Source organism: Agrobacterium sp. 10T429, from assembly GCF_056393925.1.
In genome coordinates this window covers 218,190-236,590 of record NZ_JBFTGV010000003.1, presented here as the reverse complement: position 1 = coordinate 236,590, position 18,401 = coordinate 218,190, and the positions used below count along the sequence as shown (strand labels likewise).

16 protein-coding genes are annotated in these 18,401 nt (G+C 58.7%); 6 read left to right on the top strand and 10 right to left on the bottom strand.

Going from position 1 to position 18,401, the window contains the following annotated elements; genetic code table 11:
* The first annotated feature begins 137 nt into the window (after window positions 1-137).
* Together AC1DCP_RS10425 and AC1DCP_RS10420 are read left to right on the top strand one after the other, a co-directional pair.
* A complete protein-coding gene (locus AC1DCP_RS10425; RefSeq protein ID WP_112959466.1) occupies window positions 138-1,679 on the top strand; it encodes a sugar ABC transporter ATP-binding protein in 1,542 nt (513 codons plus the stop codon).
* A gap of 32 nt (window positions 1,680-1,711) precedes the next feature.
* Window positions 1,712-2,743, top strand: coding sequence for an ABC transporter permease (locus AC1DCP_RS10420; protein WP_003510990.1), 1,032 nt, complete (start codon window positions 1,712-1,714; stop codon window positions 2,741-2,743).
* Window positions 2,744-2,841: 98 nt separating this feature from the next.
* Here the strand turns inward: AC1DCP_RS10420 and AC1DCP_RS10415 are convergent, their stop codons facing one another.
* A complete protein-coding gene (locus AC1DCP_RS10415; protein ID WP_112959465.1) occupies window positions 2,842-3,597 on the bottom strand; it encodes a gamma-glutamyl-gamma-aminobutyrate hydrolase family protein in 756 nt (251 codons plus the stop codon).
* Between the two features lie 304 nt (window positions 3,598-3,901).
* Between AC1DCP_RS10415 and AC1DCP_RS10410 the strand changes: the two genes are divergently transcribed.
* Entirely contained in the window at window positions 3,902-4,999 is a 1,098-nt protein-coding gene (locus AC1DCP_RS10410) for a TRAP transporter substrate-binding protein (protein WP_003510986.1), read from the top strand.
* 313 nt (window positions 5,000-5,312) lie between these two features.
* On the opposite strand, the gene AC1DCP_RS10405 is transcribed toward AC1DCP_RS10410, so the two are convergent.
* Together AC1DCP_RS10405 and AC1DCP_RS10400 are read right to left on the bottom strand one after the other, a co-directional pair.
* Window positions 5,313-6,794: a TRAP transporter large permease gene (locus AC1DCP_RS10405; RefSeq protein ID WP_003510985.1), complete on the bottom strand. Its 1,482-nt coding sequence runs from the start codon at window positions 6,792-6,794 to the stop codon at window positions 5,313-5,315.
* Between the two features lie 32 nt (window positions 6,795-6,826).
* Window positions 6,827-7,366, bottom strand: coding sequence for a TRAP transporter small permease subunit (locus tag AC1DCP_RS10400; protein WP_003510982.1), 540 nt, complete (start codon window positions 7,364-7,366; stop codon window positions 6,827-6,829).
* A 415-nt stretch (window positions 7,367-7,781) separates the two neighbouring features.
* Here AC1DCP_RS10400 and AC1DCP_RS10395 point away from each other — a divergent pair, with 415 nt between their 5' ends.
* Window positions 7,782-8,006, top strand: a complete 225-nt coding sequence (locus tag AC1DCP_RS10395) for an aa3-type cytochrome c oxidase subunit IV (protein ID WP_003510978.1) — start codon at window positions 7,782-7,784, stop codon at window positions 8,004-8,006.
* Between the two features lie 82 nt (window positions 8,007-8,088).
* A complete protein-coding gene (locus AC1DCP_RS10390; RefSeq protein ID WP_035199477.1) occupies window positions 8,089-8,622 on the top strand; it encodes a hypothetical protein in 534 nt (177 codons plus the stop codon).
* Window positions 8,623-8,683: 61 nt separating this feature from the next.
* On the opposite strand, the gene AC1DCP_RS10385 is transcribed toward AC1DCP_RS10390, so the two are convergent.
* On the bottom strand, window positions 8,684-9,937 hold the full coding sequence (locus tag AC1DCP_RS10385) for an NAD(P)/FAD-dependent oxidoreductase (RefSeq protein WP_476774254.1): 1,254 nt from the start codon (window positions 9,935-9,937) through the stop codon (window positions 8,684-8,686).
* Between the two features lie 332 nt (window positions 9,938-10,269).
* Between AC1DCP_RS10385 and AC1DCP_RS10380 the strand changes: the two genes are divergently transcribed.
* Window positions 10,270-12,006 carry a methyl-accepting chemotaxis protein gene (locus AC1DCP_RS10380; RefSeq protein WP_019564699.1) on the top strand — a complete coding sequence of 579 codons (1,737 nt, stop codon included), beginning with the start codon at window positions 10,270-10,272 and terminating at the stop codon, window positions 12,004-12,006.
* Window positions 12,007-12,076: 70 nt separating this feature from the next.
* On the opposite strand, the gene AC1DCP_RS10375 is transcribed toward AC1DCP_RS10380, so the two are convergent.
* The 6 genes from AC1DCP_RS10375 to AC1DCP_RS10350 form a co-directional block, all read right to left on the bottom strand.
* Complete coding sequence (locus AC1DCP_RS10375) at window positions 12,077-13,396, bottom strand: LLM class flavin-dependent oxidoreductase (protein WP_003510972.1); 1,320 nt, start codon at window positions 13,394-13,396, stop codon at window positions 12,077-12,079.
* 18 nt (window positions 13,397-13,414) lie between these two features.
* The gene (locus AC1DCP_RS10370; RefSeq protein WP_019564697.1) at window positions 13,415-14,761 is read right to left on the bottom strand and encodes an MmgE/PrpD family protein; all 1,347 of its coding nucleotides are present in this window, start codon (window positions 14,759-14,761) and stop codon (window positions 13,415-13,417) included.
* A gap of 4 nt (window positions 14,762-14,765) precedes the next feature.
* A complete protein-coding gene (locus AC1DCP_RS10365; RefSeq protein WP_013761605.1) occupies window positions 14,766-15,566 on the bottom strand; it encodes an amino acid ABC transporter ATP-binding protein in 801 nt (266 codons plus the stop codon).
* A gap of 12 nt (window positions 15,567-15,578) precedes the next feature.
* Window positions 15,579-16,361, bottom strand: a complete 783-nt coding sequence (locus tag AC1DCP_RS10360; RefSeq protein ID WP_013761604.1) for an amino acid ABC transporter permease — start codon at window positions 16,359-16,361, stop codon at window positions 15,579-15,581.
* A complete protein-coding gene (locus AC1DCP_RS10355; protein ID WP_003510965.1) occupies window positions 16,358-17,101 on the bottom strand; it encodes an amino acid ABC transporter permease in 744 nt (247 codons plus the stop codon). Before AC1DCP_RS10355 ends, AC1DCP_RS10360 begins: the two co-directional genes overlap by 4 nt.
* 203 nt (window positions 17,102-17,304) lie before the next feature.
* Window positions 17,305-18,144, bottom strand: coding sequence for a transporter substrate-binding domain-containing protein (locus AC1DCP_RS10350; RefSeq protein ID WP_019564695.1), 840 nt, complete (start codon window positions 18,142-18,144; stop codon window positions 17,305-17,307).
* Window positions 18,145-18,401: the final 257 nt, after the last annotated feature.

Here is an 18,401-nt window from a genome sequence, read left to right as displayed (position 1 = left end):
TAGTATTTCAGTGAATTCAAAGTGTTACAGCGCTTATGTGTGTCTTGATCGGCACGGCGCTGTAGGCCTCCCCGGAGGATGGGCGCCTTTTGGCGAAACCTCTTCTCCGGTCATTTTTGTCTATCGTGGAGGATAAGATGGTCGTCAGCCCATCGACAATGGCCGCCGTGCGCGCCAGCGGCGCCGTGCCCAATGCAGAATATCTTCTCGCAGCGGACGGCATACGCAAGGAATTTCCAGGCGTTGTCGCGCTGGATGACGTTTCGTTCCACCTCAAGCGCGGCACCGTGCATGCGCTGATGGGTGAGAATGGCGCCGGTAAATCGACGCTGATGAAGATTCTGGCAGGTATCTACCAGCCGGATGTCGGAGAAATTCGCCTGAAGGGCGCTGCGATACGCCTCGATTCACCGCTTGATGCGCTCGAAAACGGCATTGCGATGATCCATCAGGAACTCAACCTGATGGCCTATATGACGGTGGCGGAAAATATATGGATTCGCCGAGAGCCAAAAAACCGACTGGGCTTTATCGACCATGGCGAAATGTATCGCCGCACCCAGAAATTGCTCGAAAGGCTCGGTATCGATCTCGATCCGGAAATGCGTGTCGGCGAACTATCGGTCGCAAGCCGGCAGATGGTCGAAATCGCCAAGGCGGTTTCCTACGATTCCGACGTTCTCATCATGGACGAACCGACGTCAGCGCTGACGGAGCGCGAGGTGGAACATCTGTTCCGCATCATCCGCGACCTCAGGGACCGCGGTATCGGCATCGTCTACATCACTCACAAGATGAATGAGCTTTTCGAGATCGCCGATGAGTTTTCCGTCTTTCGCGACGGCAAATATATCGGCACCCACGCGTCCACCGATGTGACGCGAGACGACATCATCCGCATGATGGTGGGGCGCGAAATTACCCAGATGTTCCCGAAGGAAGAGGTTCCGATCGGCGATGTGGTGCTGTCGGTCAAGAATCTGACGCTGAACGGCGTCTTCCATGACGTGTCATTTGATGTTCGCGCCGGGGAAATTCTAGGTGTCGCCGGCCTTGTCGGTTCAGGCCGCTCGAACGTGGCGGAAACGGTGTTCGGCGTTACGCCGACGTCTTCGGGCACTGTGGAAATCAACGGCAAGCCTGTGTCGATCGCAAGTCCGACAGAGGCGATCCGTCACCGCATGGCGTTCCTGACGGAAGACCGCAAGGATACCGGCTGCCTGCTGATCCTCAATATTCTTGAGAACATGCAGATCGCGGTTCTACAGGACAAATATGTCGCCAACGGCTTCGTGCAGGAAAAGACGCTTTCGGAAGCCTGCGACGACATGTGCCGCAAGCTCCGGGTCAAGACGCCCAATCTTTACGAGCGCATCGAAAACCTGTCGGGCGGTAATCAGCAGAAGGTGCTGATCGGGCGCTGGATGCTGACACAGCCACGCATCCTCATTCTGGATGAGCCGACGCGCGGGATCGATGTTGGCGCAAAGGCCGAAATCCACAAGCTGGTTGGCGAGATGGCGCGCAATGGCGTCGCCGTCATCATGATTTCCTCCGAAATGCCGGAGGTTCTGGGCATGAGCGACCGTATCATGGTCATGCATGAAGGTCGCGTGACGGGCTTCCTTGACAGAAGTGAAGCCACACAGGTGAAAGTGATGGATCTCGCATCGCGGTGAGGCGCGCCGGGATTTCTCGAGGAGGAATGACTATGAATACGAACGCCGCCGCCAACGCAGAGTTGGATGCAAAATCCGGGCGCAAGCCGCACAGGCGCATACCGCCCGAAGCAAATATATTTTTCGTGCTGATTGGCATCGCGCTGGTTTACGAAATTCTTGGCTGGATTTTCATCGGCCAGAGCTTTCTGATGAACCAGCAACGCCTGACGATCATGATCCTGCAGGTGTCCGTCATCGGCATCATCGCCGTCGGCGTCACGCAGGTCATCATCACCGGCGGCATCGATCTGTCCTCCGGTTCGGTCGTCGGCCTGACGGCGATGTTGTCTGCCAGCGTGGGGCAGTCCTCCACATGGCCGCGGGCGCTTTACCCGGGTCTGACCGATCTGCCTTTCTTCATGCCGCTGGCTGTCGGCATTCTCGCTGGCGCTTTGGCCGGTTTCATCAACGGGCAGCTTATAGCTCGCACGAAAATCCCGCCCTTCATCGCAACCCTGGGCATGATGGTGACGGCGCGCGGCCTTTCCAAATGGTACACCAAGGGCCAACCGATTTCCGGTCTGACTGACGGTTTCACCTTCATCGGTACAGGTGTCTGGCCGGTCGTGGTTTTCCTCGTCGTCGCGGTTATTTTCCACGTCGCGCTGCGTTACACCCGTTACGGCAAGTTCACCTATGCCATCGGCGCCAACCAGCAGGCCGCCCGCGTTTCCGGTATCAATATCGAGGCGCATCTGATCAAGGTCTATGCCATTGCCGGCATGCTGGCCGGTCTTGCTGGTGTCGTCACCGCTGCCCGTGCACAGACGGCGCAGGCCGGCATGGGTGTGATGTATGAACTCGACGCCATCGCCGCGGCCGTTATCGGCGGCACTTCGCTCGCCGGCGGTGCTGGCCGTATTACCGGCACAGTGATCGGCACCATCATTCTCGGTGTCATGACATCCGGTTTCACGTTCCTCAGGGTCGATGCCTATTACCAGGAGATCGTCAAGGGACTGATCATCGTGGCTGCGGTCGTCGCTGACGTCTACCGCCAGAAGAAACGCGCAAAACGCTAAGCACTCCTCCTCCCGGACCTGGGGCAGGCCTTCAGGCTTGCCCCTTTTTTTGTCCTATCGACAAGGACCTGAATGGCCTTGGAGGGGAGGGGTCGGTTTCAGGTCTTGCTGTTCCGGTACTCGTGAACTGCCTTGCCAAAAGCTTCGAACAAAGCGCGCGAGGGTGCGTCTGTCTCGGCCCAATATTCCGGGTGCCATTGCACACCGACGGCAAAGCCCTTGGCATTGATGACGGAAACGGCCTCGATCGTGCCGTCTGCCGCTGTCGCCTCCACCTGCAGGCGTGGCGCGGTCTCGGCAATTGCCTGCCGGTGCAGCGAATTGATCTGGATTTCTCCCGACATGCCAAGATGCTGTGCAATGCAGGAGCCTTCGCGCACATGCACCGACTGGCGGATGGCGAAGGCCACGTCGCGGTCCTCATGTTCCGGCTTGCGGTGGTCCCAAATTCCGGGCTGTTCCTGAATTTCGGAAGCAAGCGTGCCGCCCAGCGCGACGTTCAGCTCCTGAATGCCGCGACAGATGGCAAGCATCGGAATGCCGCGTTCCAACGCCCGGCGGATCAGCGGCAGGCTGGTGGCGTCGCGGGCTGGATCGAACGGACCGTCACTCTCCTTTGCCTCTTTTCCGTAAAGAGAAGGGTGGACATTTGTGGCCGAGCCGGAGACGAGCAAGCCATCGACCCGGTCGAGGATGGCATCGACCTCATTGCCGTCCTCGAAGGCCGGAACGATGAAGGACATGACATCAGCCACCCTCAGCGCCGCGGAAAGATACTGGTTCTGCGCGGCGTGCCAGTCGGCTCCGGTGAAATGCCGGATGTCGGCGGGGACGGCGATAATCGGTTTTGGCATGGTGGCTCCGGGGGCGAATCTTCGAAAATTTGTGCGACTGCCAGCGGGCCGAGTCAAGCATGTGTTTCGTCATCGGAACGCAATATATGCGGCTAAAGTATAAGGCGGCGTCGCGATATTTCAGTTGCAAATAAAATAGCGAAGAGGCCGCCGAAAAAATCCTGATATGGCTGGTTTTCCGGCAATTAATTCTTGACGCGGGTGCTTGTCAGCTGGGCGGTAACCGTGCTTACTTTGCTGCGATGCCTGAACAGCACGAGGGGAATTCAAGCTGCGGGCAGCGTTGATATCTGGGAGGATATAGATGGATCGCCGTTCCTTTATGAAAAAAGGTGCGCTGGCGGGGGCTGCTGCGACAGCCTTGGCTGCGCCCGCAATTGCACAACAGAATACCAAGATCACCTGGCGACTGACGTCGTCGTTTCCGAAGTCTCTCGATACAATCTATGGCGGCGCCGAGGATATTGCCAAACATGTGGCGGCCGCTACCGACGGTAATTTCACCATCCAGCCCTTTGCGGCTGGCGAAATCGTGCCCGGCCTGCAGGCGGCCGATGCCGTATCATCGGGTACGGTGGAAATGTGCCATACCTGCTCCTATTATTACGTCGGCAAGGATCCGACCTTCGCTATCGGCACGGCGATACCGTTCGGTCTTAATGCCCGCCTGACCAATTCCTGGTTCTATGAAGGCAACGGCAACAAGCTGCTCAACGAGTTTTACGCCAAGCACAATCTCTACGGCATGATATCAGGCAATACCGGCGCCCAGATGGGCGGCTGGTTCCGCAAGGAAATCAACACCGTCGACGATTTCAAGGGTGTGAAGATGCGCATTGCCGGTCTTGCCGGCAAGGTGGTGGAAAAGCTTGGCGTGGTCCCGCAGCAGATCGCTGGCGGCGATATCTATCCGGCGCTGGAAAAAGGCACTATTGATGCCGCCGAATGGGTTGGTCCGTATGACGACCACAAGCTCGGTTTCCAGAAGGTGGCGAAATATTATTATTACCCGGCCTTCTGGGAAGGCGGACCGGTCATCCATTCCTTCGTCAATCTGGACAAGTGGAACAGCCTGCCGAAGAACTACCAGACGGTGCTGCAGGATGCCTGCGCTTTCGCCAATACCAGCATGATGGCGAAATATGACGCGAAAAACCCGATCGCCATCAAGCAGCTGGTTTCGGAAGGTGCGGTGCTGCGGCCCTTCAGCCAGGAAATCCTCGAGGCCTGCTATAAGGCAGCGTTGGAAGTCTATGCCAATATTTCAGCAACCAACCCGGACTTCAAGAAGATCTACGAGGATCAGGTTGCCTTCAAGCGCGAGGGTTACCTGTGGATGCAGCTTGCGGAATATACTTTCGATACTTTCATGATGATCCAGCAGCGTAACGGCAAGCTCTGATTATTCGGTGCGGCGGACCGGACAAAAGCCTCGGGGACTTCGGTCCCCGGGGTTTTTGTTGTGCCGTCGCGCCTGCATCCGCCCGATAGGAAAGGGCGATTGACGATTGGGGCTGTCGGAAGCAAAAGCAGCAGGCTCAGTGACCAAGCGCAGTCTCGGCAATGATTGGCCGCGCTGACCTCGGAAAAACCGGACAGGCTGGTCGATGACTGTCAGGTTCAATTTTCACACAGAGTAAATGGAAGGCAGGGGTGCAACCCTGTCTTCCACTCAGCAATGATCAGTTCTCTGAAAAATCCGTAAAAGACGCCGGTTAAGGCCCGATCTTCGGTGGTTCACCGAGGTTAGGCATGCCTGGCAACCCACCCGGCTGGCCTCCTGGCAGGCCGAAATTGGGCATGGTGTTGCCGCCCTGATTGCCGAAGGCAGGCACTTCGATCTTGATGGAGTTGAGGTCCACCTGGGGTGCTTTGTCCAACCAGTAGGTGACGGATTCCGGCCAGAAGATCACGATGGCGACGAGGATGAGCTGCATGCCGAGCCAGGGAATGGCACCCATGTAGATATCCGAGGTCTTGACCGTGCGCGGCGCGATTGAGCGCAGGTAGAACAGCGCGAAACCGAAGGGCGGGTGCATGAAGCTGGTCTGCATGTTGATGCAGATCAGCACGCCGAACCAGATCAGGTCGATGCCGAGCGCCTGCGCGATGGGTGCGAGCATCGGGATAACGATGAAGGCGATCTCGAAGAAATCGAGGAAGAAGGCGAGGAAGAAGATGAAGATGTTGACGAAGATCAGGAAGCCGATCGGGCCGCCCGGAATGCCCGACAACATGTGCTCGATCCACAGCGAACCGTCCATGCCCTGAAAGACGAGGGAAAAGCAGGTGGCGCCTACCAGAATGAACACCACCATGGACGTGATGTGCATGGTGGAATGCATACCCTGCTTGACGAGATCCCAGGTGAGGCGGCGGTGGGCTGCGGCCAGCGCCATGGCGCCGACGACGCCGAGCGCGCCGGCTTCCGTTGGTGTTGCAAGGCCGAGGAAGATGGTGCCGAGCACGAGGAAGATCAGCACGATGGAGGGCACCATGCCCGCCAGCACGCGAAATACCAGTGCACGGTTGAGTTCGCCCCGCGCTTCTGGCGGCAAAGCAGGCAAATCCTTCGGCCGCACGATCGACATGAACAGGATGAAGAGCATGAAGATGGCGACTTGCAGGATCGACGGGCCGATTGCGCCGAGATACATGTCGCCGACGGATTTGCCGAGCTGGTCGGCAAGAACGATCAGCACGAGCGAAGGCGGAATGACCTGCGTGATGGTGCCGGATGCGGCGATGACGCCGGTGGCGAGGCGCGGATTGTAACCGTATTTCAGCATGATCGGCAGCGAGATGACGCCCATGGTGATGACGGAGGCGGCAACCGTGCCGGTGATCGCGCCAAGGATTGCGCCGACGATGATGACGGCATAGGCGAGGCCGCCCGGAATGGCGCCGAACAGCTTGCCTGTGCCTTCAAGCAAATCTTCGGCAAGCCCGCATCGCTCCAGGATCGCGCCCATGAAGGTGAAGAACGGAATGGCGAGCAGCAGGTCGTTCGAGACGATGCCGAAGATGCGCAGCGGCAAGGCCTGAAGGAAGGCCGGCGAAAAATGCTCGGTGAAGATGCCGATGACGCCGAAAACCAGACCGACGGTGGCAAGAGAGAAAGCAACCGGAAATCCGTAGAGCATGAAGATGATCATGCCGAGGAACATCAGTGGCGGAAGAATTCCATATTCGAACATGGGAAATATCCTGAAGGTTCAGATCGCGGCGATCATTGCAGGGGTTTTTCGTACTTCGTATCGAGCGCATAAAGCCCGTTGAGGGCGCCGATGCGCTTGATGAGTTCGGAAAATCCCTGAAGAACCAGAAGGGCGAAACCGGCGAAGATGATGAGTTTCACCGGCCAGCGGATAAGCCCGCCCGCATTGGAGGACATTTCGTTCTGATGCCAGGAAAGCATGAACATCGGCCAGGAAAGCCAGGCCAGATAAAAGCAGGCGGGCATAAGAAAAAGTACGATGCCGATGATGTCCACCCACAGGCGCGTGCGAGACGAGATAGCCCCGTAGATGATGTCCACCCGCACATGTTCATTCATGCGCAGCGTGTAGGACGCACCCACCAGCACGATGAAGGCAAACATGTACCACTGGATTTCGAGCCAGCCGTTTGAACTATAGTTGAAGGTATAACGCACCATGGCGTTTCCGGCGCTGACGAGGCAGCAGACAAGCACCAGATAACCGGCGACCTTGCCCAGAGCTTCGCTGACAAGGTCGATCAGCGCACTTAATTTCAAAAGCGGTTTCATGACTTTCCCCTCTTCCCTTGCCGGGCCCTTTGCGGGTTATGGTGGCAAGCAAGCCGGTCGGCCATCGTGACGGGCACGCCTCCACGCGTATCCGCACAGCCAAATTCCGGCGTTCCTCCCCACAGAATCCCGTGTATGGGCAGGCTGTCCGAAAAGCAACCGAAACCACTATTAAACCGGCCGTATGGCCGCCGTTTTCAACCGTTTACAAAAGAATGTTGCACGACGGCACGCTTTGCACGGCATACCGTTTGCCCCGCTTGTCATCGATGTTCTTTCGTGTGGAACGCATTGCACTTTTCGCCGACTTCATGTTACCTCTGGCTCCGGAGAATCCGGCATGGGCCCGTTATCGTCCGCAGGGCAAATTGTCTTGTGCGGCGGGTATGGCGGATGGAGCAGAAGGGGAAGCGGAATGAGCGAACACCACACAGGTCCGGTCGAAGTTGGCGCCGAGATGAACTACGCCGAGCATGAAAAGACCTACAACGCTTTTCTTGCCATGACGAAGTACGGCACGATGCTGGTCTGCGTGCTGATGCTGGCCATGGTCGCGGGTTTCTTCACGTCCGTGGGTTTCCTTGGCGGCCTTATCGTTTTCCTCGTGCTTTCGGCTGCGGGTTTCATTCTGCTGCGCTGAGCAACGCTGTTCACAAGCGTGTCGCGGCGCGGACGTTGCGATGCCTTGCAACAGGCAAGCCCAAACCCGGAAAGGCGAAGCAATGAAACGCCTGTTTGCCTGGCTGTTATTGTTGGCGGTGATGTCGCATCCCGCTTTGTCGCGCGATCTTTTGCCGTCTGAGCAAGACAAGCTGCAAACACAGATAGAGCGGTTCAGCGCCGCCTTGAATGCGCAGGATTTTGATTTTGTCGGCCGGACGGTGCCGCCGAAAATCTTTGAATTCATTGCAAACGACGCGGGTGTTTCCGTCGGGCAGTTGCGTAGCGCTCTGACCACGCAGATGCAAATGGCGCTTGCAGCGGTCAAGATCACCGAATTCACCATGGACACGGCGGCGATCAGTGTGCAGCAGACGCCTGATGGAACGCCCTATGCGCTCGTTCCGACGAAAACGGTGATGGAAACCGGCGGCCAGACGATCGAAGCGAAATCCCATACCCTGGCGCTTATCGACGGTACGCAATGGTATTTGCTGCGTGTGAGCGATCAGCAGCAGGTGACCATCCTGCGAAAGGTCTATCCATCCTTCGCCACGGTGGAGTTTCCGGAAGATTCCGTACAGCAGGTGAAATAGCGTGCAGGCGTCCGCTAAACCGTAGAAACTCTAACCGGCTTGAAACCGGATTTCCGCATTGTCAGGAAAAACGCCCCGGACGGAACGGATCGACCGATATTGCGGTCTCCTCGCCGTTTGCCAGTTGCGTCACGAGGCGGGCGGTAGCTGCCGATTGCGTCAGCCCCAAATGACCATGGCCGAAGGCATAGATGACGGAAGGTGTTGTGCGCGCGGTGCCGATGACGGGAAGACAGTCCGGCATCGAAGGGCGGAACCCCATCCATTGCTGGCCGCCTTCAACCTTGAGACCGGGCAGGAAACGACCGGCTTTTTTGAGCATGGCCTCGGATCGCTTGAAATTCGGCTTCAACTCCAGACCGCCCAACTCGACTGCGCCGCCAACGCGGATGCCGGAAGATAGCGGTGTAACGACAAAACCGTGGTCGTTGAAATAAAGCTGGCGCGTGAGGTTGAAGGCGCCGGCGGGCAGGGTGGTGTTATAGCCGCGTTCGGTTTCCAGCGGCACGATGTTGCCAAGTGTTGCGGCAAGCGGCTTGGACCACGCGCCGCAGGCGATCACCACCTTGTCGGCGTCGATCTTGTCGCCGTTTTCCAGGGTCACGATCGTACTTTCGCCGACGGCGTCGATGCGTTCTGCCTCGCCCTTGCGCAGCTTTCCGCCACGGGCGATCACCAGGTCGAAAATGGCACGGGTGAAGTCGTAGGGATCGGAGACCTGCAAGCCATCAGGCGAGAACATGGCGTGGCGGAATTGCGGGGCAAGACCCGGCTGCAATTCGTCTATCTCGTTGCGGGCGACACGCTTGGAAGAGAAGCCTGCCTGTTCCTTTTCATCCCAGTCCTTGCGGGCAGCGTTGAGGCTGGCTTCGCTGTCGTAAAGATCGAGCGTGCCGGTTTTCGCGACAAAGTGCGAGAGCTCCGGCATGGCCGCGACATGGGCCATTTCGGTGGCAGACAGCCGGTTGATCTCGCTGAGCGTTCTCAGGCCGTGGCGAAAGTTGCGCTCAGCGCTGGCGCGCCAGAAACGCCACAGCCACGGCGCGATCTTCGGCGCATAAGCAGGCGGCACAGTGAGCGGGCCAAGCGGATCGAAAAGCCAGCGCGGTGCTTTTCTCATGATGCCGGGGGCGGGAATGGGGATGATTTCGGGAAAGGCCAGGATGCCGGCATTACCGGAGCTTGCGCCGCGGGCAACTTCACCGCGCTCCAGAAGAAAGACCTCACGCCCGGCATTTTGCAGGTAAAGCGCCGCCATGGAACCGATAATGCCGGTGCCGATCACCAGCACGTCGCATTTCAGGGTTTTGGTCATCGGCGCTCCTGCAACACAAATCTTTCAAGCCCGCCATAACAATGAATGCCGTACCGATGAAAGCCCGTATCGCTCTGCGGCGGCAGAAATATCAGCACTGTGGCAAATAAGCGGTTCTCATCCGGTGCGGACGGGTTGGTAAAGGCAGCTCGGTCTGAAGTATTCTTGCCAACAGTTTCGGTCATTGGACCAATAGTTATGGGTCATCATTAATTGCTATTTAACGGTGTCCGGCTAGGTTTCGCGTACACGCAGACCGATCCTTTATTTTCATCTCTTTGGCATCGAGGAGGAAAGGTCCGCATACAAGTTATTGTTGGGAGTTCAAAGACATGTCTCAATTTTTCAAACTCGGTACGGACGCATCTGCGGTACTTGATGCCCTAAGCCGCTCGCAAGCCATCATCGAGTTCGATCTGACTGGCAAAATTCTGAAAGCGAACGACAATTTCTGCAAGGCGGTCGGCTATCAGCAATCAGAAATCATCGGACGCCCCCATAGCATGTTCCTGTCTCCCGAAGATGCAGCGTCACCCGAATACAAGGCCTTCTGGGCGAAACTCTCACGCGGCGAATACGATCAGGGCCAATATCGGCGGCGGTCGAAAACCGGCGACGACATCTGGATTGAAGCCTCCTACAATCCGGTTTTTCGTTTCGGCAAACCTTACAAGGTGGTCAAGATCGCTTCCGATATCACGGCGACGAAGCGCCGAAGCACCGAGGATAACGGCAAGCTGGCAGCGCTTTCGCGTGCGCAGGCGATGATCGAGTTCACGCCCGAGGGGAAAATTCTCTCCGCGAATGAAAACTTCCTCACAGCACTCGGCTACACGGCGGAAGAGATCATCGGCAACCATCATTCGATGTTTTGTGAGCGTGGCTACGTGCAGTCCGAAGAGTACCGCAATTTCTGGAAGGATCTTGGTAAGGGAGAGTTCTCGACCGGTCAGTTCATGCGGCTTGGCAAGAACGAAAAACGCGTCTTCATCCAGGCGTCCTACAACCCGATCATCGACGAGCGGGGAAAAGTCGTCAAGGTGGTGAAATTTGCCTTCGATGTAACGGACCGCGTGCATGCGGTGGAAGAACTGGGCGCGGCGCTTGAGCGTCTTTCCCAGTGCAACATCCGCGTCACGCTCGACAAGCCTTTCGTGGGTGAGTTCGAGGGGCTGAGACGGGATTTCAACAAGTCCATCGCCGAATTCCAGAAAACCCTGGAAAATGTTCTTGGGCAGACCGATGACCTGACCAGAAGCAGCCAGGAAGTCAGCGAAGCCTCTGTTCATCTCGCTGAAAGATCGCGTGAGCAGGCCGTGGCGCTGGAGGAAACCTCGGCGGCGCTGGAAGAAATCACCGCGACCGTACGGGCATCGACGGAAAACACCAAGGAAACCCGAAAACTCGTTCAGAGTGCGCGGACGTCAACGGCGGCTTCCACCGAAGTCGTTGGGCGTACCGTCAACGCCATGCAGCGCATCGAGACGGCATCGCGGGAAATCAGCCAGATTATCGGCGTTATCGACGAAATCGCCTTCCAGACCAACCTTCTTGCCCTGAATGCGGGCGTCGAAGCCGCGCGCGCGGGTGATGCGGGCAAGGGTTTTGCGGTCGTGGCACAGGAGGTGCGCGAACTTGCGCAACGCTCCGCCAGTGCCGCCAAGGAAATCAAGGCGCTCATCAACAATTCCGGCACCGAAGTTATGGAAGGCGTGCGGCTTGTTGGCGAGACGGGTGAGGCGCTGAAGCAGATCGATGCGCTGGTGAAGCACATTGACGGCAATGTCGATATGATCGCCAAGGCCGCCGATGAACAGGCCTTAGGCATCAGCGAAATCAACCGCGCAGTCAACCAGCTCGACCGGATGACGCAGGAGAACGCGGCGATGAGCGCGCGCACGACCGCCATTAGCGCTACACTTGCCCAGGGTGCGGATGTGCTGGCGCAACTGGTCAGCCTGTTCAAACTGAACCGCCGCGCGACCCAGCGCGACGACGGGGCATCCATTTCATCCAACTCGTCGCGGACGAGCCACAGTGTGAAACTGTCGGGAAGGAAAGCAGCCTGACGGATCGGCGACAGCCTGCTTCCACGTGAGCCTCTTGTCATACGGATGCCCGTCGCCGGGCATCCGTTTTTTATGCCCGCAGGGCAGGCCTGTTGATGCCGAGATGGTCGCGCAACGTCGAGCCTTCGTATTCCTTGCGGAACAGGCCACGTTCCTGCAAGAGCGGCACGACTTCGCGGTTGAATTCTTCCAACCCGCCGGGGAAGAAGGGCGGCATGACGTTGAAGCCGTCTGCCGCGCCGTTCTCGAACCACTCCTGCATGCGATCCGCAACGTCCTTGGCCGTGCCCATGACGATATGGTGGCCACGACCAGCTGCAACGCGCAGCGCCAGTTCCCGGATCGTCAACTTTTCGCGGCGCGCCAGTTCTGTCAAAAGTTCGGCGCGGCTGCGCAACTGGTCGGAAATAGGCAGGTCCGGCAGCGGGCCGTCGAGATCATACTCGGTAAGGCTATGGCCGATGCGTTCCTCAAGCAACGGCATGGCGCTCTTGATGTCGGTCCAGCGGTTCAGCTCCTTCAGCTTCTCGCCGGCCTCTTCGAAGCTCTTGCCGATGATGGGCATGAAACCGGGCATCACGGCAACGCTTGCGGGATCGCGGCCGAATTTCTCCACTCGCGCCTTTAGGCTGGTGTAGAAGGCCTGCGCCTCGGAAATGGCCTGCTGGGCTGTGAAGACGATATCGGCAGTGCGGGCGGCGAGATCCTGCCCCGGGCCGGAGGAGCCGGCCTGAATGAGAACTGGGTGACCCTGCGGCGAACGCGGAATGTTCAGCGGCCCCTTCACCGTGAAATATTTGCCTTCGTGATCGAGAATGTGGACCTTCTGCGGATCGACGTAGCGGCCGCCTTCCTTGTCCTTGACGAAGGCGTCGTCGTCCCAGCTGTCCCACAGGCCACGCACGACGTTCACATATTCTTCCGCAACGGCATAACGCTCGTCATGCTCGGGATGGCTCTTGGAGAAGTTCGCCGCCGTGCGGGCATAGGAGGTGGTAACGATGTTCCACGCCGCACGTCCGTGGCTGAGATGGTCGATGGAGGCGAAGGCGCGTGCGGTGTGGTAGGGCTCACCATAGGTGGTGGAGGCGGTGGCGGCCAGTCCGATCTTGTTTGTCACCATGGCAAGCGCCGCAAGCAGGGTAAGCGGCTCGAAACGGGCGATCATCGAGGGATGGGCGTCGACGCCGCTTGTGAGGCCATCGGCCAGAAAGACCATGTCGAACTTGGCATCTTCGGCCATTTTCGTGACACGGGTCAACAGGTCGAAATTCTCGCTGCCGGCTTCCGCATCCGGGTGACGCCAGCCGGAAACGTGGTGGCCGGCTCCTTGCAGGAACAGGCCAAGATGCATCTGTCTTTTGCGGGTATTCGTGGTCATGGTGATCATGCCTTTATTTCGGTCGTGTTATATTTGCGTTGCCAGAAGCGCTTCTAGCTTCTTGAGGTCGGCTGAGGTTTTCATGGTCCGCACCAGTGCCGGAATTCCGGCGAATTTTTCATTGCCGCCGGTGGCGTCGGCAAATTTTTCCGTGGGGTCATCAATGCCGGGAAGACCGTCAATACGGCGCGACAGCACCGTGCCATCCTTCTTCGTCACGTCGATGACCACGAAACGGGTGGTAGGATCCGGCGAGAGGCGGCGGGCGGTCTCGTCGTGCCGGCGCGAGACTTTTGCGGAAAGTCCAAGCAGGTCGGCGCGTGCAGGGCGTTCGTCGAAATGGCTGATGCCGAGTGCGCCATCCGTCAGTGCGGCGGCGAAGACATATTCGGCGCTGAAACGCGCATCGATGCCCGTGGCGGGTGTGGCCGAACCCACAAGAGCGGCATCGCCTCCCGGGGGGAAGGTGATGACGACAGTTTCGATTTCATCTGGTGCCAGATCACTGGCGCTGCGCAGTGCAAGCGCACCAACGGCAACAGGGTGGCTGGCGGTGCAGCAGGGAAATGCCTTGAGCGTCAATCCGGGAGAGACGATCTGCCAGGGTGTACCCCAGCCGGACAGGAGCCGTTTCGGCTGTTCCGCGCCAAAGGCGAAGGCGGAATAAAAGCCGATAGGGTTTTCCAGAAAATCCGGCGCGCCCTGAAAACCTGATCTTGCCAGCTGCGCGGCGGTGAGGCCAGCGCGTGTCGCAAGCCCGGCATGCAGGGGCTTGGCATCATAACCAAATTGCAGGCGAAGTCCGGCCGACTGCGTGGCGGCAAGGCCGAGTGCAATAGCGGTCGTCTGCGGGGTGAATTTGAGAAGATGGGCAATGGCCGCCGCCGCACCGATGGGGCCGAGGGTCGCGGTGGCGTGGAAGCCATTTTCGTAATGCTTTGTACCGAGCGACAGGCCAAGCCGCGCCATGGTTTCCAGCCCGACAATATAGGCGGCGATAAATGCATCCGCCGTAGAGCCTTCCTCGACCGCAACAGCCAATAGAGCGGGAACGATGGCGACGGTGGGGTGGCCGCGCACGCTGCCATGGACGTCGTCATAATCCAGCACGTGCCCCGCATGACCATTGATGAGTGCGGCCGTGAAAGCATCCGTGCGCAGATCATGGCCGACAATGCCCGCCGTGCCGGATGTGCCTGACGTAAAGCTGTCGATGAGGATTTTCGTGCTTCGGTCGTAAGCGCCACCCAGCATACAGGCAAAAAAGTCGATCAGCGCCGTGCGGGCGATCGTCACAGCCTCTTCGTCGCGGAGCGGATCAGAGGCGGCGATGGCTTCTGCCAGATGAAGGGTGAGTTTTTCGTCGGCGGTCATGGCGTCAGATCCCTTCGCCGTCGGCGACCCGTGCCACCTGTCCGCCGAGGCCCTTTACGAAGGCGTTGATACGCGGATTGGTCGACTTGTAGAAGATGTGCTCCGGCGTGCCCTGATCAACGATCAGGCCGTTTTCCGTGAAGACGATATTGTCGCTGATTTCCTCGGCGAAGCGCATTTCGTGTGTCACGAGAATGCTGGTCATGCCGTCATTGACGAGATCGCGGATGACGGCGAGCACTTCGCCGACGGTTTCCGGATCAAGTGCGGAGGTAACCTCGTCGAACAGAACCAGTTCAGGCCGCATGGCAAGCGCGCGGGCAATGGCCACACGCTGCTGCTGGCCGCCGGACAGCTGACCGGGATAGGCATCCACCTTCTGCGACAGGCGGACTTTTTCCAGCAATTCGCGGGCATGACGCTCGGCTTCCGCCTTCGGCGTGCCGAGGATTTTAATCGGCGCGATGGTGATATTTTCCATGACAGTTAGATGCGGGAAGAGGTTGAACTGCTGGAAGACAATGCCGATGCGCTTGCGCAGCGTTATGCGCTCAGCTTCCGTTTTCAGCTGATCGACGCGGGTGCCCCCCACGGTGATCTTGCCAGATTGCGGAATGAGCAGGCCGTTGATGCAGCGCAGGATCGTGGATTTGCCCGAGCCGGAAGGGCCGATGATGGAGACGGCGTCGCCCTTGTTGACGGTGAGATCAATGCCTTTGAGCACTTGATTGTCGCCGAAGGACAGGTGCACGCCTTCCAGTTCAACCAGAGCTTTGGCGGCGGTTTGGGGGGCGGATGCGGACATGGTGTATTCCAATCAGCGGGAAGCGAAGCGCCGTTCAAGGCGCTGCGTGAAACGGGACACGGGATAGCAGAACAGGAAGAACGCCATTAGGACGGTGAGATAGACCACGACGGTGAAATCGTTGCGCTGCACGGCGGTGCTGGCATCGGTTGCGGCGTGGAGAAGCTCATGCACGCCGACCAGCGAGGCAAGCGCCGTGCCCATGGTGATGGAGGCGTAAAGGTTCATCCACGGCGGCAGCGAGCGCTTCACGCATTGCGGCAGGATGATCCAGCGCAGCGTCTGGTTGCGCGAAAACCCGAGGCCCTGCGCCGCTTCCCATTGTGCGGTGGGAATGGACTGGATGGCGCCCCGGGTGATTTCGGCGATGTGGGCGCTGGCCGGAATCGCAAGCCCGACCACGGCCTTGATCCAGTCTGGAAACGGAATGTAGTTGCCGAAGGCGACGATCTCGAAGGGGAAGATGTAGGTCGCGGCGAAAATCAGCACCAGATGCGGGGCGTTGCGGAAGATTTGCACGTAGGTGAGCGCCGGCGCGCGCACGAGCCGATAGGGCGCAAGCTCCATGATGCCAAGCACGACGCCGATGATGGTGCCGATGGCAATCGCCAGGATGCTGATCAGCACATTCATGGCAAAACCCTTGCCCAGATAGGGCAGCCATTCCAGCAGCACCTGTCCGAGCGAGGGATCGAGAACCAGCCACAGCACGACGGCAACCAGCACGCCGCACAGAAGAATGGTGCCGAAAGGCAGCTTCTTCGCCGCCTGTGTTGGAGAGACCACCGCGCTCATTGACCGAACCCCGGAACCGCAAGACGCCGCTCAAGCCACAGGCCCGCCCTTGCGACGATGAAATTGATGACACTGAAAAAGATGAGGATCACCAGCATAAGTTCGACCACATTGTCGCGCTGCGTCCAGATCAGGATCGAGGCATAGGTGATTTCACCGACCGCAATCGCCGAGCCGACGGTGGTGAGCTTCACCAGATTGATGAGATTGTTGATGATGGAAGGAAGTGCCGTGCGGATTGCCAGCGGAAATTCCACGTAACGTAAAATCTCGAAAGAGCTGAAACCGATGGCGCGTGCCGCCTCGATGGTGGTAGCCGGCACCGCCTCGATACCGCCGCGCAAGGCTTCCGCATGGAAGGCGGCAACGTGCAGGCCGGTGATGGCGACGACCCAGAAGAACGGGGTGAGCGGATTGTTCTGCGCGCCGCCGAGCGCGTTTGAAATCAACATGTTGAGCACAAGGAAACCACACATCAGCTGCACCAGCGTCGGCGTGTTGCGCGTCAATTCCACATAGGCGCGCACCGGACCGGCGAGCCAGCCTTTGCCTGACGTGAGCATGGCGGCGAAAATGAAGCCGAAAACGAGGCTGAGCGGCAGGGTGACGGCGACGAGGATGAGCGTCATCTTCATGCCGTCGAGCCAGATCTGAACCTCGTAGCCGCTGTTCAGAAAGTCATAGTTGAGGCCTATATGCGCGGCCAACTCTATGAAACGCGCTGTAAATCCATCCTGCATCGGATATCCATGCTGTTGTCGCGGCTGCCGCCCGGCAGGCGGTGCCAGAATGACCTGTCTTGCTATAAAGCAGAAAAGAACGGCGGGCGAAACCGGCCGTTCTCAGTGGTGAGGGGAAATCTCCGTGATGGCAGATGCCCCTACGACATGCCGGTCCCCCGGACCAGTTCCGGGGTGACGGAGCAAGCGGGATTGCCCAGCCGTTACTGCGCCGCGGAGAGCTTCGTCTTCTGCTCTTCCATGAAGCCGATGCTCGGCAGGCGGTTGGCCTTGGCGAATTCGATCATTTTGCCGGAAGCGTGCAGCTCCTTGACGATCTTGTCGAGCGCAGCCTGCGTGTCGGCCTCGCCCTTGCGCAGCCAGATGACGGAGTCAGAAGGGATAAGGTCGGTGGGGATCAGGATGCCGTAATCCTTCCACTCATCGGCGCGGTCCTGAAGCATCAGGCTCAGCGTGCCGTTGACGTGCACGGAGACATCGCAATTGCCGCCCTTCAGCGCGAGCAGCGATTCCGGCTGGCTCGGCAACGCCTTTACCTGCGCGCCATATTGCTCGATCAGCGGCTGGGTGTAGTTGGAGCCCTGCGATACGCAGGCAATCTTGCCCTTCAGGTCCGGCCAGTCCTTGATGCCCGAGTCCTTTCGACCGATGGCTGCGCCGCCCTGGCGGTCATAGGGGGTGGGCACGTAATCGAGCGTTTTGGCGCGCTCTTCCGTGTACTGCATGTTGGCGATCAGAATATCGACCTTGCCCTGCTGCAGGAACTGCACGCGGTTGGGCGGGGTCACGGTTTCGGTCACCAGCTCCACACCGAGACCGGCGGCCAGCGCCTTGGCGACGTCGATGTTGAGGCCCTTCTGCTCCTGCGTCTTCGGATCGATGAAGCCGAAAGGCGCGCCGGACAGGATGACGCCGACGGTGAGCTTGCCGCGACCCTTGATACGGTCGAGCGTCGCATCCGCGTGAGCGGCGGTGGCCATCGAAGCGATAGCGACGGTTCCGGCGATGAGTTTTGCGGCAAATCTGGAGAAGGAGAGGGCCATGGGTATTTCCTTTTGGTTGTGGGTGGAAACTACATGAGGCGTCCGTCGAGAGCGAGAATTGGCGTTGCGCAAAAAATCGTATAAATAAAATCCTGTTCCAATAAGTTCTCTGGTGAGAAAAAATAACCTAATAATTTGAAATCGTAGAATCTTGTTCTTACGGTGCCGGGGTTCGGCGCTTTGGCATATCCTCGCCACAGGGCGAGGATATGCTGGCTATGCCGGGGCATTTTGAGCACCCTTCTCCCGAAGAGCGC